The sequence below is a fragment of the Lysinibacillus sp. FSL K6-0075 genome (assembly GCF_038592945.1).
Taxonomy (GTDB): Bacteria; Bacillota; Bacilli; order Bacillales_A; family Planococcaceae; genus Lysinibacillus; species Lysinibacillus fusiformis_F.
Genome location: NZ_CP151947.1, coordinates 4132502 through 4149401 on the forward strand (window position 1 = coordinate 4132502; position 16900 = coordinate 4149401).

17 protein-coding genes are annotated in these 16900 nt (G+C 37.5%); 7 read left to right on the top strand and 10 right to left on the bottom strand.

The features are described from left to right. Positions 1-544 precede the first annotated feature (544 nt). From serA to MHB65_RS20625, 3 genes are all read left to right on the top strand, one after another. Positions 545-2158, top strand: a complete 1614-nt coding sequence (gene serA / locus MHB65_RS20615) for a phosphoglycerate dehydrogenase (RefSeq protein WP_342441563.1) — start codon at positions 545-547, stop codon at positions 2156-2158. Between the two features lie 96 nt (positions 2159-2254). Then, positions 2255-2758: an RNA polymerase sigma factor gene (locus MHB65_RS20620; protein WP_342441564.1), complete on the top strand. Its 504-nt coding sequence runs from the start codon at positions 2255-2257 to the stop codon at positions 2756-2758. Then, positions 2748-3671: a hypothetical protein gene (locus MHB65_RS20625; RefSeq protein ID WP_342441565.1), complete on the top strand. Its 924-nt coding sequence runs from the start codon at positions 2748-2750 to the stop codon at positions 3669-3671. The genes MHB65_RS20620 and MHB65_RS20625 overlap by 11 nt, the downstream gene beginning before the upstream one ends. A 44-nt stretch (positions 3672-3715) precedes the next feature. Here MHB65_RS20625 and MHB65_RS20630 read toward each other — a convergent pair whose 3' ends face one another. The 5 genes from MHB65_RS20630 to MHB65_RS20650 form a co-directional block, all read right to left on the bottom strand. Next, entirely contained in the window at positions 3716-4504 is a 789-nt protein-coding gene (locus MHB65_RS20630; protein ID WP_342441566.1) for an HAD family hydrolase, read from the bottom strand. Positions 4505-4635: 131 nt separating this feature from the next. After that, the gene (locus MHB65_RS20635; RefSeq protein WP_342441567.1) at positions 4636-4884 is read right to left on the bottom strand and encodes a DUF3006 domain-containing protein; all 249 of its coding nucleotides are present in this window, start codon (positions 4882-4884) and stop codon (positions 4636-4638) included. Continuing rightward, on the bottom strand, positions 4871-6061 hold the full coding sequence (locus MHB65_RS20640) for an MBL fold metallo-hydrolase (RefSeq protein WP_342441568.1): 1191 nt from the start codon (positions 6059-6061) through the stop codon (positions 4871-4873). The genes MHB65_RS20635 and MHB65_RS20640 overlap by 14 nt, the downstream gene beginning before the upstream one ends. Before the next feature lie 69 nt (positions 6062-6130). After that, on the bottom strand, positions 6131-7477 hold the full coding sequence (locus tag MHB65_RS20645; protein ID WP_342441569.1) for a GntP family permease: 1347 nt from the start codon (positions 7475-7477) through the stop codon (positions 6131-6133). Then, on the bottom strand, positions 7478-8617 hold the full coding sequence (locus MHB65_RS20650) for a glycerate kinase (RefSeq protein ID WP_205445521.1): 1140 nt from the start codon (positions 8615-8617) through the stop codon (positions 7478-7480). 165 nt (positions 8618-8782) lie between these two features. Between MHB65_RS20650 and MHB65_RS20655 the strand changes: the two genes are divergently transcribed. Next, positions 8783-9880, top strand: coding sequence for a sugar diacid recognition domain-containing protein (locus MHB65_RS20655; protein WP_342441570.1), 1098 nt, complete (start codon positions 8783-8785; stop codon positions 9878-9880). A 21-nt stretch (positions 9881-9901) separates the two neighbouring features. On the opposite strand, the gene MHB65_RS20660 is transcribed toward MHB65_RS20655, so the two are convergent. Continuing rightward, a complete protein-coding gene (locus MHB65_RS20660) occupies positions 9902-11407 on the bottom strand; it encodes a coproporphyrinogen III oxidase (protein ID WP_342441571.1) in 1506 nt (501 codons plus the stop codon). Positions 11408-11572: 165 nt separating this feature from the next. On the opposite strand from MHB65_RS20660, the gene MHB65_RS20665 reads away from it, so the two are divergent. Further along, entirely contained in the window at positions 11573-11971 is a 399-nt protein-coding gene (locus tag MHB65_RS20665) for a hypothetical protein (protein ID WP_342441572.1), read from the top strand. 50 nt (positions 11972-12021) lie between these two features. On the opposite strand, the gene MHB65_RS20670 is transcribed toward MHB65_RS20665, so the two are convergent. The 4 genes from MHB65_RS20670 to MHB65_RS20685 all read right to left on the bottom strand — a co-directional run bounded on the left by MHB65_RS20670 (position 12022) and on the right by MHB65_RS20685 (position 15898). Then, a complete protein-coding gene (locus MHB65_RS20670; RefSeq protein ID WP_342441573.1) occupies positions 12022-12933 on the bottom strand; it encodes a copper amine oxidase N-terminal domain-containing protein in 912 nt (303 codons plus the stop codon). A 665-nt stretch (positions 12934-13598) separates the two neighbouring features. Next, entirely contained in the window at positions 13599-14261 is a 663-nt protein-coding gene (locus MHB65_RS20675) for a ribonuclease H family protein (protein WP_342441574.1), read from the bottom strand. Between the two features lie 131 nt (positions 14262-14392). After that, entirely contained in the window at positions 14393-14740 is a 348-nt protein-coding gene (locus tag MHB65_RS20680) for a YlbF family regulator (RefSeq protein ID WP_205445530.1), read from the bottom strand. 15 nt (positions 14741-14755) lie between these two features. Then, positions 14756-15898 (bottom strand): DUF445 family protein, encoded by a 1143-nt coding sequence (locus MHB65_RS20685; RefSeq protein WP_205445532.1) that lies wholly within the window; start codon positions 15896-15898, stop codon positions 14756-14758. A 209-nt stretch (positions 15899-16107) separates the two neighbouring features. On the opposite strand from MHB65_RS20685, the gene MHB65_RS20690 reads away from it, so the two are divergent. Further along, on the top strand, positions 16108-16311 hold the full coding sequence (locus MHB65_RS20690; protein ID WP_205445534.1) for a YheE family protein: 204 nt from the start codon (positions 16108-16110) through the stop codon (positions 16309-16311). A gap of 172 nt (positions 16312-16483) precedes the next feature. Continuing rightward, positions 16484-16900, top strand: coding sequence for a hypothetical protein (locus tag MHB65_RS20695; RefSeq protein ID WP_205445535.1), 417 nt, complete (start codon positions 16484-16486; stop codon positions 16898-16900).

The following is a 16900-nucleotide window of genomic DNA, read 5'->3' on the forward strand; positions in this document are numbered from 1 at the left end:
CAATAAAATGATAAAACATATAAAATGTTCGTTTTTAGTTATTTTTCAGACTTTTGAAGTCACTATTTTTAAAGTTTTTAAGAAATATCGTTGACAAAGGTGAACAATAGGGATTATGATGTTAACAAATTTAATCACACAAAATATAACGACGGAGACACACTAGTCGCAAGAAAATCCAAAGAGAGCTGATGGTTGGTGCAAATCAGTGATTTCTACGATAATAGTTCCACTCCTGAATAGATAGGCCGAACAACTTTAAAGTAAGCTTATCCGTCCCATGCACGTTACGCATATAGCTAAGACTGCCAGAATAAATTTTCCAGCAGTGATTAAGGGTGGTACCGCGAACCAATGTTTATTCAGCCTTTCGCCCCTTACAACACAATAACTGTGTTTGTAAGGCGTGGAAGGCTTTTTATATTGTTTTCGATTTAGAAAGGAGATTGTTTGCATGCTGTAAGATGTTCGAATTTTACAAATTTCAGACTGTCGTAGATAAAGCCACAACCTACCAATAATGAGGAAAAAGGAGCTAATTATAATGACTATTGCAACAAAAACAAGAACTATTAACGTATTTATCGCTGATCCACTAAGTGAGGATGGTATTTTCCCATTACGCCAGGAACAAGATTTAGATTTAAACATTATTGTAGACACAGGACTAGCACCAGAAGAATTAATCGCTAAAATCGCAGATGTAGATGTATTACTTGTTCGCTCTCAAACAACGGTAACACGTGAAGTGATTGAAGCAGCTAAAAGCTTAAAATTAATTGGCCGTGCTGGTGTTGGTGTCGATAATATTGACCTAGCTGCTGCTACTGAACATGGCATTATCGTGGTCAACGCACCAGATGGTAATACAAACTCAGCTGCCGAGCATACAATTGCGATGATGACTTCACTTGCCCGTCATATTCCACAAGCTTTTAATACATTAAAGAATGGAAAATGGGATCGCAAATCTTATGTTGGCGTGGAGCTAAAAAATAAAACTTTAGGTGTTGTAGGTTTTGGTCGAATCGGTGTTGAAGTAGCTTATCGTGCAAAAGGTCAACGTATGAACGTTATGGCTTACGATCCTTTCCTAACAGATGAGCGTGCAAAAGAATTAGGTGTAACAAAAGCGACAGTTGAAGAAATTTGTGCAGCTGCAGATTTCATTACAGTTCATACACCACTTCTACCTGAAACTCGCAATCTTATTAATAATGATAAATTTGCGATGATGAAAGATGGCGTACGTATTATTAACTGTGCACGTGGCGGTATCATCAATGAGGACGATTTATATGATGCAATTGTAGCAGGAAAAGTAGCTGGAGCAGCTCTTGATGTATTTGTTTCTGAACCAGCAACAGACCATAAGCTACTGACTTTACCACAGGTGATCGCAACACCTCACTTAGGGGCATCTACTATCGAGGCGCAAGAATCTGTAGCGGTTGACGTATCAAATGACATCATTAAATTTTACAAAACAGGTACTGTAACAAATCCAGTGAACATGCCATCTATACCAAAAGAGCTTCTTGCACAAGTTGAGCCTTTCTTTGAATTAGCGGAAAAGCTTGGTTCATTCCTATCACAAGTAACAACAGAGCCGGTCAAAGAAATCAACCTATCTTATGCTGGCGAAGTAGCAAACTATGATGTTCGTCCATTAACTTCAAATGCGTTAAAAGGTTTACTGTCTAAAAATCACGGTAATCATGTCAATGATGTTAATGCTCGTTACTTATCTGAACGTATCGGTATGAAAATTAATGAGCACAAAACAACAACAGCAAAAGGCTTTACAAGCTTAATTACGATTGAAATTATTACTGCTAACGAAACACATACTGTGGCGGGTACACTATTAAACGGTTTAGGTGCACGTATCGTAAAAGTAGAGGACTATGTTGTCGACGTCATTCCACAAGGCCACCTTCTTTACATTAAAAATACGGACAAACCAGGTGCAATTGGCCGTGTAGCAACAAAGCTTGCAGAAAAAGAAATTAATATCGCGACAATGCAAGTTGGTCGTGCACAGGTTGGTGGTACAGCGGTTATGATGCTAACGGTTGACAATGTTGTAACAGAAGAAGATTTAGTTTTTGTGGCACAGCTTGAAAACATTGATGAGGTAAAAGCCATTAACCTATAATGAATAGTAACAAGAAGCAGGGAGTCTCTACTCTCTGCTTTTTATTTTGGTAAAATGATACTTTTCTAAGGATTCTTCGTCTTTAAAGAAAAGGAGGTGTACAGCTTGAAAATAGAAGAAATATTTTACTTACATAATCACACCATTTTTAAATACTTATATTACTTACTAAATGATGAAAAATTAGCGGAGGATTATACACAGGAAACCTTTGTCCGTTATTTGAAACATCACCAAACAATAAAAGAAGGAGCCGATCTCGCTTGGTTGCGGTGCACTGCACGGAACCTTGCCTATGATCATTATCGTCGAAAAAGGATTATTCAGTTTGTCCCTTTTTTACAACAGCATGAAGAACAAGCGTCACCTTCTCCTCATCAATGGCTGATGCAACAAGAAGATGCCAAGATGCTATATCTTGCTATTCGTAAACTAAAAATCACCTATCGTGATGTAATCATTCTGCGCAAAATAGAGGGGCTTTCCATCGAGGAAACCTGCACTATTCTTGGCTGGAATGAGGGGAAAGTAAAAAACACATTAAAACGAGCACTCATCGCATTAAAAAAACAGTTAGGAGGTGAGATGTATGAAGAATGATAAAAAGACATGGCAATACTTAGATGATTTAATGTTATCGGATCAGCAGCAAAAAAAATTATTACGCAATATGACAGAGCCCTCAGTAATTAGTAAACAAAAGACTAAAAATAGATGGAAAATCCCTTCTGTGTCAGTGCTATTTATAGTAGTTCTTTCTATATTACTATTATCTTTTGTTCAAAGTTCTACTAATTCTCCAACAACAATGGATTCCTCCAAAGCAATCCAACGAATCTATTTAAAGGAGAATATGAACAAGGAAACCTTTATAGCACAGGATTCTTGCCTGTATGTTCCTCAGCAATGCTATGCTCATTCAAAGCCTATCACACAGCTACAACAAAATTGGGACAACGCTTCTCCTGTAACAATATCCGCTAGTCAGTGGAAAAGTGGTACTATCTATGATATTTTGGTTCTCTATAATGACCGTACACAAGAGAAATGGAAGGTACTTAATAATAAGATTTTCTTCAATGTCGAAACAAAGCAAGCCTTTGTGATTGAAGAGTCATTTGACTCACTACGCTATTTTTATGATGAGAAGCGGTCGACGAAACTTATTATTGGGAACAGTTTTATCCTACTTATGCATTTAATCCTATGGATTGCTAAAAAAAGAATGCCTCATACAGAACGTCGCTTTTTCGCTGCGACAGTTGAGCATGCTATTGCCAATGCCATCATGCTCGTGTTGTTTGGAGGTATTTCATTTGGTATCTATCTTGTATACCATACTATTCATGCAGTAATTATTTATGGCCTTTTCTCACTCTACTCCTTTATGCAAATCTATTATCGTAAAAAGGCTGGTGAACCTCAGGGTTACTTAATAGCTAGCGCTCTTGTCCAGCTTTGTATAGCTATAGCTTTTACATGTTTATATCTTGGACTGAATGTCTATTTTTAACAAAAAAATGTACTGACGCCATGAGGGATCAGTACATTTTTATATTATAGCTTATTTATAAGCTCCGACAATGCTGTCAAAGAGTCTACCTCATAGGTAGGTGTCACAGCCCCATTGGCGATATTGTTTTCACGATTAATCCATACATTGCGCATTCCGACACGAGATGAACCTAAAATATCAGTATTAAGATTGTCACCAACCATAATTGCCTCGTCAGCTGTAATGCCTGCTTTCTCCATCACATACTCAAAAATAGATGCGTCCGGCTTACCTTTACCAAAGTCTCCTGAAATAATAATATGATCAAAATATGGTGCAATTTCTGGTGTAATTTCTAGCTTTAAATTTTGCAAACTTGGTGCGCCATTTGTTAGCAATACAAGCTGATATTTTCCTTTTAATTCATCTAACACTGCAAAAGTATCTTCGTATAAAAATGGCGCTACTTTACGCTCGGCTACAAAGCGCTCTCCTAGCTCTGCTCCAAACGCTATATCCTCAATACCAAGAGCAGCTAACCCTTTTGTCCAAGCCGCTGCACGATAACTAGGAACAATTTCTTTCATTTTTTGGAAGGAATCCGTCGAGTCGTCAAACGTTCCCCAAAGCCCTTCAAATGGATTGATACCAATTAAAACCGTATAATCATATGTTTCATACCCTTCATACAAAGCACGTGCCTCTCGGCGAACAGCTTCCTCTAACTCAGCAGGATTCACATTATGTACTGTTGCTGCATAGTCACATGTTTTTTCAAATGCTGTTTTGACCGATTTTTTATCCCATAGTAGTGTATCATCTAAATCAAAAATAATTGTATTTATCGACATTTTGTCCGCTCCTAGCTCCCGATTAATACTACTATTTTAGCATATTTTCAAAATATTTAGGATAACAAATTATGTACAATTCCTCTATCTAAAAACAAGCTGTGCGTCAAATCTTCACAGCTTGTCATCTATTAATTATGTTTATTACGCAAACGGTTCATTAAACTTTGAATGTCTGCTCTTTTTTGTTGTGTTTCATCTTGTAAAATTTCAATATAGTAAATGCCATCTTTTTCTTCTATCTGAACACGATCACCTACTCGCACTGGCTTGTTCATGGCTGACTGTGAAATAATGAGTTGTTCCTCTTCCTCTGGAAACTTTAAGAAAACCGCATAGCCATCTGCAATACGGTCTAATGTGTATTTATTCGAGCTCACTGACAAGTTCCCCTTTCTCATTGCGTAATTGCGCAGCATCTCCATCATTTAACCAAATCTGTTTAGTTGTCCATTTCAAATAATTTTGCCCTTCTCGCGCATTGGTTCCACTAGTAATATATATTGTTTTCCCTGGCTGTAAAGAAAGATTAGGGAAATTAAAAACTTGATGTCCTTCAATTGAAATAAGCTGCCAATCTTTTAAAGATACCGCTTGTTGTCCACTATTTTTAATACCTACAATTTCAGTGACTAGATCCTTGCTAACGATCTCAATAGCTATTGGTGGTGCCTCTACTTTAGATGGTTTTGTGCCAGTTTCTACTTTAGAAGTTTCCTTCCCATTCACCGCATAGTTTACCCCATCTGTGGATACCGTAATCGTTCCTAAATCCGCTGTGGCATAGATTTTACTACCAATAGCCTGCAAACGATCTACTACTTCTGTATGTGGATGACCATATTTATTATCTTCTCCATAACTTAATATCGTGACTTCTGGTTTTACAGCCCGAACGAACTCCTCTGAGCTGCTTGTGTTAGAGCCGTGGTGTCCTGCTTTTAAAACCGTTGCTGTCACATCATACTGCAGCATGTCCTTTTCTAATGCTACTCCAGCATCTCCCGTCAATAAAAAGGAGACATTGCCATAAGTCATTTTTAAGACAATGGAGGCATCATTATTATCTGTAGCCTGTTCATTCGCATTTAATACTTTCACATTCACTTCCTTATCAAATTCAATCTCATCACCAGTTTTCGGTACATGATAAGGAATATTTTTTTCATCAATGCGTGTTAGCATTTCTTCAAAGGTTTGCGATGTATGTACTTTTCCTGAATCATAAAATTGCTCAATCGGCATGGTATCTAATACAGGAATAAGGCCTCCGATATGATCAGCATCTGGGTGTGTCGCCACTACTATATCGAGCTTATTTATCCCAAGTTCTTTTAAATAAGAGACAATCTGTTGTCCTGCGCCCTTCACTCCTCCATCTACAAGCATTGTTTTACCATTCGGTGATTCAATCAGTATAGAATCCCCCTGACCCACATCAATAAAATGAACCTGCATTTCATGACCAGCTGTTACAGGAATTTTCTCTGTCTTGACTACCTCGGTACAGCCAGCTAATAAAAAAATACAAAGGAGTAATACTATTATTTTTTTCATCTACTAACTTCCTTTCTATTTTCCTATTATACAAAAAGAGAGCTACCCATGGGCTGCTCTCCTTTTACTTTAAACAAATATCCACCATAAAATCATCGTAATAATAATAGTCACAAGTCCCTGTAATAATGTGGCCACTGTTTGCGCTCTATAGGCTTGCGTCACTTCCATACCACTATACTGCGTAATCACCCAGAAGAAGCTATCATTCACATGGCTAACGGTCATTGCTCCTGCACCTATTGCCATCACCACTAATGCTAATGGTACCGCTCCCTCAATTCCAAGTGTCACAAGCATAGGGGCTACTAAAGTAGATGTAATCACAAGAGCTGTTGTGGAAGAACCTTGGGCTGTTTTCAATGCTGCTGCTACTATAAACGGCACGAGAAGGAATAACGTACCTGAGGCAAACATACCTAAATCCATTTCCTGAAGCATTTCTCCAACACCAGCGTTTTTAATAACAGTACCAAATGAACCACCAGCCCCTGTAATAAGTAAAATAGGTGCCGCTTCTTTTAAGCTTTCGCCAATCCAACCTGTTAATGTCGTTTCACTGATTTCCGGCAATAATAAAAATGCAGATGCTACACCTAAAAATAAAGCTACTGTTGGAGAACCTAAAAATTTAAAGATTGTATTGAAAGTGGATTCCGTATCACCAACTAATGCTGCTATAGAACCAAGACCGATTAACACAATCGGCAGAACGATTGGTAAAAACGCTTTAAATGTTGAGGGCATTTTACCAAAGGATTTAATGACTTCCTCATAATCTAATGCCTCTACCTCATCTTCAGGTACTCGAATTTTCGTCGCTACTTTCACTGACCAGAGATAACCTACAAATGTCGCTGGTATCGCTACTAGTAAACCAATAACAATGACTGTTCCTAAATAATCCGCTGCGCCAATATTTCCTGCTGCTGCAATAGGCCCTGGAGTTGGTGGTACTAATACATGCGTCGCAAATAAGCCCGTTGCTAAAGCTACTGCCATAGATGCAATCGTGACATTTGCTCGCTTTGCCAATGATTTTTGTAAGCTAGATAAAATAATAAAGCCTGAATCACAAAATACTGGTATGGAAACGATATAACCGATTAAAGACATCGCTAATTGCGGACGTTTAGGTCCTACAATGCGTAACACTACTTCTGCCATACGATAAGCAGCACCTGATTTTTCTAATATTAAACCTATGATGGTACCAGCGATAATGACTAAACCAATACTTGTCATCAAGCCTCCAAATCCAGTATTAATGCTTTCCACAACGGTCAATAATGGCATACCTGAAGCAATCCCAACAAAGAAAGCACTAATTAATAAAGCTAAAAACGGATGAAGCTTCAACTTAGCCGTTCCCAAAACAACAAATAATACCCCTATTAAAATAATGATGAACAACATCTAGTCATCCCCCTTTTGTATGTAACGCTCAATCATTCTTTTTGTTTTTAAGCGAATATAGTGAGCAGGTTCTTGCATTGCCTGTTGTACATTAATCTCCTCATCTACCAATGACTCAACAATAGTAAAATACGTTTGCAATGCTGCATTCGCTTTTTCATCGATTCCTCCAGATAACAGCATTGCCTCTACATTCGCTTGCTTAGCAGCCTTCGCTACACCCAATGGTGCCTTACCATGTAATGTTTGGAGATCGGATTTTCCCTCACCCGTTATCACTAACTGTGCTTCTGCTAAATGAGCCTGTAGCTGTACAGCATCCAGCACAATATCAATTCCAGCATGAAAGGTTCCTTTTAAAAATGCGATTAATGCGCCGCCCATTCCCCCAGCGGCTCCTGCACCTTTAAAGTCATGTAATCGAATAGAAAATTCGGTTTCAACAATATCTGCAAAATGCTTTAAACAGCGATCAAATTCGGCAATCTGATGTTTTTGAACACCTTTTTGCGGGCCAAAAATAGCAGTTGCCCCTTGTTCACCAATGAGCGGATTATCAACATCACAAGCTATCGTAAATGTTGCCTCTGCTAATCTAGCATCTAACAGACTACTATCTATAGCATCTAATTTCATGAGGTTAGAAACACCAGCCTCAAGCTCTAACCCCTCCGCTGTTATTAAACGCACACCTAATGCTTGTAACATGCCAATACCTGCATCATTTGTAGCACTTCCGCCAATGCCAATAATAAATTTTCTAAAGCCTTGATCGAGTGCGGCTTTAATTAATTGTCCTGTGCCATAAGATGTAGCAAGTTCAGGGTTTTTCTCATTTTCTTGTAACAACATTATCCCGGATGCTTGAGCCATTTCTATCACACATGTTACTTGATCGCCCAATACACCATATTGGGCCTGGATAGCTCTTCCCAATGGATCAAGCACAGTTACGGAAAAATATTGACCATTTGTAGAGGCGATAAGTGATTGCAATGTGCCTTCTCCACCATCTGCAACTGGTAATATAATGGTTTCAATCGATTGATTTGCATCCAGAATTCCTTTCTGCATTGCTTTTGCTACTTCAACTGCTGACAGAGTACCCTTGTAGGAATCTGGACTAATTATGACTTTCATGTTCTACCTCCACTTATGTCGTCCATTGATATTTACGTAAATTTTCATATCCCCATGTTAAGCGCTTACAATTTATTATAATGACAATAAATTCAGAAAACATTATAATAGGTGTACAATTTAACTGTCATATAACAGGCTGTTTTTTATGCGGGGTGTATAAACATGTTGACAAAAAAGTTAGCAGAAGAAATTGTCCATCAAACGATGCTGCGTTTGCGGCACAATATTAATGTCATTAGCCCAAGTGGAGTCATTTTAGCTTCCGGAGATAAAATGAGGGTGGAAAATATTCATGATGGTGCGCTTTATGTAGCACAAACAAAAAAGACTTTAATTATTAACGAAGAGAATATAGCGCTGTTTCCGAATACAAAACCAGGCATTAATATGCCTATTATGTATCAGGATGAGGTAGTAGGTGTTATTGGTATAACAGGAGAGTCAGAGGAGATGCTTGAAATTGCTAATCTCGTGCAACTCACAACAGAGATGATGACCCATCAAGCGATTGTTGAATCTAAAAGCGAATGGCAACGAAAGAATAACGATTACATATTTGAAGCACTCGTTCATGGGAGTAAGCTAGAAGGAACCTTAAATGAACGAATTCAAAAATTACCCTTTGCCCTAGCGGCACCCTTTCAAGTGATTTTAGTAAGCTTAAGTGAAGCATCTTACGTAGAAAATACGATTCCGTTCTTTTTTGAGGATTTATTTTACAAGCAGCCTATTCTTGCAGGTCATAGCCAATTACAGGAATACTATATCCTGCTAACAAATTGTGAGGAGCAAAATTGCCGTCCCATTATAAAAGCACTTCGCAAGCAGAAGCAGAGACTACCCTCCCTTCAAATTGGTGTAGGGCCCGTGGTACAGCAATTATCCCAGCTTCCCTATAGCTACCAGGGTGCCAGAACTGCTCTAAAATTTTCTGCAATCCATAATGAATTGACTTTTTTTGAAGATGTCGAGTTATTTTCCCTTTTTAAACCTCATGAATCGGAGGAAGTACAAGCATTCTACCGTCGTATACTCAAAAATTTGGACGCTAAACAATTAGAAACATTACAATCATTTTTTGACTGTAATTTACAGCTAAAGCTTTGTGCACAACAATTGAATATTCATCGGCATACACTTACTTATCGTTTAAATAAAATAAGAGAATTAACAGGCTATGATCCGCAATATTTTGAGGATGCTGTTCTGCTAAAAATGGCCTGTACATTACGAGCACTACAAACAATGAAGGCAATCTGAACAAATCAGATTGCCTTCATCTTACTCGTTATATAATTCATTTAAAAACTCAATTTTTTTCCCAATAGCCTCTTCAAAGGTCATGATATAGGCGGCAGGATCTTTCGGATTATGGAATTGTGTAATTCTTCCTGTTTCGGGATGCACAAATTTTGAAGATGCTCCACAGCCAATTCCTAAGATTGTCTGCACCTCTTCCATAATAACGATATTATAAATACTTTCTTCTCCCGCTTTACTATAGCCGACATTTTCTAAATTACCTAATATATTTTTTTGGCGATATAAATAGTATGGAACATAGTCATTTTCTTTTGTCCAAATCTGTGCCATTTCCATCATTTCAGCAACCGTATCACGATCGGCTACTTTGTATTTATCCTTATTGCGTGTCATCTCTGACGCACGTTTAAATGATAGTGTATGAACAGTTAATGACTCTGGCTGCATCTTTGCCGATTCCTCTAATGAATGTTGGAATTCCTCGATTCCTTCATTCGGTAGCCCAATAATGAGATCCATATTGATATTGTTCATACCTGATTCTCTTGCAAGCCAAAACTTATCAATGGTTTCCTGAACCGTATGATGACGACCAATGGCTTTTAATGTTTCGTCTGTATAAGATTGTGGATTTACACTAATACGATCAATTCCCCACTTTTTAAGTACTTCTAATTTTTCAGGTGTGATTGTATCCGGTCTTCCTGCTTCAACTGTAACCTCTCGAATGGTTTCAGGGTTAGGGAATGATTCATACATCGTTTGATATAAGGCGTCCATTTCATCGGCCTCAATTGAAGTTGGTGTACCACCACCCCAATAAATGGAGGTGATTTTCATTTGATTGTCCTTCAGCCATTTGCCCATTTCACGTAGTTCAATATGCAAGCCATCTAAAAAAGTTGTAACACGCCCTTGCTTACGATTGCTACCAATCGCATAGGCTGGGAAAGTGCAATATGCACATTTGGTAGGACAGAATGGAATACCGATATAAACACTAATTTCTTGTCCAATCGCATCAAGATCAGGAATGGTTACTAGTTGTCGGTCCACAATTTCCTTTAATAGTGCCACTTTGTCCTTTGATAAGCGGAAATCTCGAATTAATAGATCAGCAATTTCCTGCTCACTTTTACCTTCTTTTCTAAATTTATGATATAGCTTTGTCGGGCGTACACCTGTTAAAATCCCCCATTGTTGATGCACCCCAGTATGTTGTTCAAGAACATCTAAAAATACGTGTGACAATGCACGTTTTATACGAATATTTAGCTCACGACCTGTTGCTGGTGTTTCATATTGAATACGATATTCATTTGTATATTGCTGACCATCTACAATTAAGACTGCTTTTGTAGAAATGGAAAAATCATCTCCAGTCTGATAGTCAAATGAAGCGGACATGTCTGCTCCCTTTGGTTCAACCTTCAACTTGGAATCCTCAAAAAATAAATTCGCAATATGATTTAATACGCGAATCCAATCTTCAGGATATTTTTGATCTATGTGAATAATTTTCATTTCGTTTCGCTCTCTTCTTTTATATATTGCAGATTTAAGTTTAACAAATTTCTATGACTTTAAGCAAAATAACAATTAGAATCTCTTAAATGACAGAATATTCAGTTTAAATGTAGACAAACTATTTTTTTTTCATTATAATTTTCAGAAAAGGTGGTGTCGAGAATGTTTATTTTAAAAAATGGCAACTATACCTCTGTTTCGAGCTTTATACATCAAGTAGAAGTAGCATTCCACCATTTTGATTTAGAGCGATGTGACGAAAAAACATTATACGTCACGGTAAAACTTAAATACGGCACACATAAAGTACTTTGTGATTTTATTTACATTGTTGACCAACAAGAAATCTATGGTGCTATTTCAATTAACAAGCATTATGAAAAAACAAGGGTATTTATTCAACAGCACTTCCAGCAATTTTTATTGTATTCAGATGAAATGCTATTAGCCAAAAGCTTTATGAATACAGTATCCTTTAAACAATGTCTTCAGCAATTTGCGAAAAAGTACCCAACCTATATTTACTCAAAAAGCCATTACACGCTAGCAATGGCTGAATAACTACAAATAAAAATAGTATGCCAAGCATTGTTGGCATACTATTTTCTCAATTATTTTAAATATTCATCCACAAATTCAATTGGTACATATGTCTTTGTATCTTTCAAGGTCGGTGCAACTGTTAGTGTAAGTAATGCCTTATTATAGCCAAATGTTTTTTCTCCGCGAGTAATTGTGTAAGACATATTGCCCTTTGAAAGAATAGCCCCTTTACCTGTAGAGTCCACTTTGAAGCCATGTTTTTCAGCGATCACGCGTAATGGCACCATTTTTGTACCAGCTACTTCGTAAGAGTCTGATGCGATAATATTATCAATTTCTTCATTTACTGGATTCACCGTAGTTGCGGGATAATCGTCCAGTACAATCACTTTAGATGGTGTTGTTTGTGCTGGAATACTTTTAGTAGAGGCTGTATAGAAAACAACAAGGTGCTTCTCTGCTAAATCTTTAGCCTCTACCTTTTCACCTTTTACATCCAATAGCTCTGTATCTTTACCGATATTTAATTTTAAAATATCATACGTATTTGTTAAATCTTCAAAGAAATAATCAACTTCTACAAAGCCAACTTCCTCTGATTCAACAATGACAACCTCAGGGTTGAATTGTGGTGGATAAATATATTTTTGAGGTTTGTTAGCAAATGTATAAGCTAATACTTTATCACCTTTTTGAAGCTCCACTTTCTTACCAGTATTGTCAAACACAAGTGTATCCTTAGTAATTTCTAATACATTTGTTTGCTCGCCTTCTTTTACTGTGTAGTATGTAATATTTTCCCCAACACGAACATCTTCCACAGTACCACGAGTATCATTGAAAATGTGTACAGGATCAATTTGTATTTGTGGTACCTCTGCTCCTGTAGAATATTGCTCATTTGCTGAAGCTACCGGTACAAGGGCACTTCCAAATAATAATGCAGTCATAGCTGCAGGTGCTATTTTTTTCATGTTCATAAAATCTCTCCTTATTGTTTGGATTCATAGGAGTAGTAGCTTTAAAATGGAAAAAGTTTCAGTGTAAATAAGGATTTAATGAGAAAGAGGTGGCAGTATCTACTGTCACCTCTCATTAGTGTTGAAAAACAAAACTGTCAATCGAAAGGTAGAAATGGATTTCCGTTGCAGGCTACTTGCTTTCCTGTGGGCGAGCGCCGAATCGCTTCCTACGCTACCGCTCCGTGCAGGGCTTCGCCTGTCTCGCTATCCCACGGGAGTCAAGTAGCCCTCCACTTCAACCCACTGACTTTTTAGCAAAGGTTTTCAAATAAAGTGAAGGTTGTCACGCATCACTTCGCCACATTGAAAATAAGAGCCTATCCCCTCTAAGAATACAGTTAATGGGCGATTTGATCGCTATGCTACTATGAAAAAAAGTAAAGACACTTTTGCAGAATGGTTGATTGGAGTGGAGCCAGCGTCACTCCTAGGGGATTTAGCGTCACAGAGGAGACCCTGGAGCGAACGGAAGTGAGTGAAGCGGCTCCTCGGACGCCCCCTGGAAAGGATGCTGGCGGAACGGAAATCAACCCCTCACCTTGCAAAGTTGCTTTTTCTGCCGTTAACATCATCTTTTTTCAACAACATGAAGAGGTGGCAGTATCTACTGTCACCTCTCATTATTAATCTTTTACAATCTCGCTCAAGCCTGTAATATCTATGCCATTTAATGCTTGTGTAGCAAGGCGGTCCGCTTCTGAATTATCCTTACGTGAAACAAGCTGGTATTCTGCTTGGATGTGAAGCTGCTCTAATTTTGCATCAATTTTATCTGCCCAGCTTGCTAATTCCTTTTCCAATGCTGGCCATTCTCCATTTAGCTGATTGATGACCACTTGTGAATCTCCTATAATACGAACAGGTAAATGATGGACATTTAACAGTTCAAGCTCTACTAAGCCTAAATAAAGCGCTGCATACTCTGCCTCGTTATTTGATTTCAATTCAGACGAAAACGCATTTCTTCTTAAACGTAAAGGTTTACCATTTTGTTCATAATAAATGGCGCAGCCTAGTCCTGCTTGCCTTGTCCCACAATCAAAACCTCCATCAAAATAGACCGTAATATTATGTGGCTCTGTATCAATTTCCTTTAAATATGCTTTTAGCTCTTTAAGTGACCAATTTGTATCTTGCCGATCAACGCAATGTAGCGATTTTACCCTTCCCGTTCTTTCCATATCCTCTGCAAGTAATAGTGCTTGAGCTGCAGGCATTTCAGCTGAACGTAAAACCGTTGTTGCTCCTTTTGGTGTTTTATAGGTCCATTCAATGATGACATGCATAATCATAACCTCCAATACTCTCTAATTGGTGCATAAAGTAAAAACGTGTACCGACCAATAGCGGATACACGTTTTCCTCTTACTTGTTATATGTGCAATTCCTAGAAAAATTATTCCTTTTTATATTGCAATCATTGAATTCCTTCATATAAACCTTGGATAGGTTTTATTAAAATACGATTTACTTCTTCGATTACTTTACTAAGCTTCATTTCCGCTTCAAGCATCGTTGAAATTTTTTCATTTTGCTGTGCAAGCTGTGCCGCTTTTTGTGCATAGACAAGCTCATCTTCCAAAATATCCTCACCAGCTAATTGCTTTTTCTGTAACTCGATTTGGATTTTACGGAAGTTTTTAAAGACATTTAATGCCTCTTCATCATGTTTAACAACTTCAACAGCAGCTTTTAATGCTTCAAATTCTGGAATCTTACGGAAAGTTGCCTCTAGCGCATTAATGTCATTATAAATATTAATCATTCATACAATCTCCTTTTAAATAAAGTAAACTATCAAGCCTTGCACAATCCCAATCAATCCACCAAGCACCGCACCTAATACGGTAATCATTTTAAACTCACGTTTTGAAATACCTAATACAAGCTCCTCTAATTTCTCTACTGGGAATGAGTCCACCTGCTCTCGAACGACCTCTTGTAAATTTAAACGTTTTAGTACATCCTCAAGTTTTTCCTCTGCCTTCACAAAAGCTTTTTCTATCACTTGTGGGATCACGGTATACTTCGCCCACTCATTTCCTTCAGGCCAATAATAAGAAATCGGCTGATTTAAACGTTCTGAGATGGCTAATTGCTCTTTCACGTACACTTGTAATTTCGATAAAATGGGTTCAAATTGAACATCTTGCAAAAAGTCCATAGCTGGTCGATCTTTGAATTTTTCCCATTCCTGTGTAAATATTTTAGTTAGTAATGTTGTCGTTCCCGGTGCTTGTAAAAATTTCACAAGCTCACGTTGAACTTTCCCAACAAGTGAGGAGGAATCACCTAAGAACATATTAATCATGCCACCAAGAGATCCTTTTGATGATAAAAAGTCATCAATCATCGCCTTAATCGTCATTTCGCCTTCAGGTGATAAAAAATAATCCTCGCCTTTTTCTAAAATATGCTGAACCGCTACTGGAATTTTAGCATCAATCGTATTTTGAATATCATCAGATAACAGCGTACGAATTGATTTTGTTGATAGTGTATTCTTTACTGACGAAAATTGTCCCTCAACAATCGCTTCAACCTTCTGCTCAATGGTAGCAGGCATATGTGAAAATCCCGCTAAGTTTAGCCAATCCTGAATTGTTTTGTCGTTTGTAAAGATTGTTTCTTCAACTTTTGTTTGCACAAAGTGTTCTACTTTGTCCTGAATATCCTTTGAGAAAAATTTCTTTTTAAATGTTTCAGGAGTTAGCAAATAATTTACTACTGTAAGACCAAGCTGTTTCGCTAATTCATCACGTCGTTTCGGGATAAGACCTGGTGTAAATGGGAGACGCCAGTTTTTAATGTATATTGCATTATGTGGACGAAAAAGCATTTTAATGGCTAAGTGATTTGTTACGCCCCCAATTGCAGCTCCAATTATAGCCATAAAAAGTAATGTCACTATAAAATTATCCATTAGTATCCTCTCATTTCAATTGTATTCACAATTGGCGTATTTTGTCGCCTTCTGCACTCATTATAGCAGAGCAAGGATTTTCAACGAAAGAAATACCCCTTTAGAATTTCAATCACACCCTATTAACTTCTATCGAGAAGTGAATAGTTGCAAAATTATCGTTCTACTTAAATAATATGAACTACATACTATAGAAACGAGGTTTGATGATGATTCAGCATTTTAGTTTTAAACCACTATTTGAAAACACTCAACTACCAGGGTGGGCCATTTCATTTTTTTATCAACGAGAACGATACCAAGCGGAATATTTAAAGGATGGTACGATTCAGTGGATAGGAGCCATTCCATCAGACGAAGAGGATGTTAAAAAAATGATACATGAGCTTATGCTTTTCCATGTATACGATTAAAATTTGTAGTCACTTTTTCGCCCTAATCCCGCACAAAAATACCTATATTTACTATAAATAGCACGTCCTTTAAGCTATTTATGTTGAATCATGTTGAAATTTGTATATTTTTCTTATACATTTATGATATCAGCTTATATAGTAAATGTTTTTTATGCAGGGGGCCATTTCAATGAGTAAAGTCACACTTTCGGATGACTTAAATAGCTATAATTCAAAAGCGTTAATTCGTGTAAAAGTAAAAGAGTTGTTTTCAGAATTTTCCGCTAAAATATTCGAACTAGCGGATGAAGCGGGGGCTGTTAATAGTAAAAAATTCGAGGAACTTTCTGGCTATAAAAGCGACTTTTACAATGAGTATTGCAGTCAATTAAAGGGCTTGTTTGATTCTTCTGCTAGCTCCTTCGGCAAGAAATCGATCAAAACGTTCTATTTGGCGTACAACAATAAGAACTATGTTCTAACACAGCAAGGTATTACAGAAAAAGCACCTGTCTCTATCGCACCGTTTACAGGTGATATACCTTTAAAGGAAACCGTTCATGATGTTGAGAAAGCGTGCTTAAAATTACGCTTCCAACAAGAATAG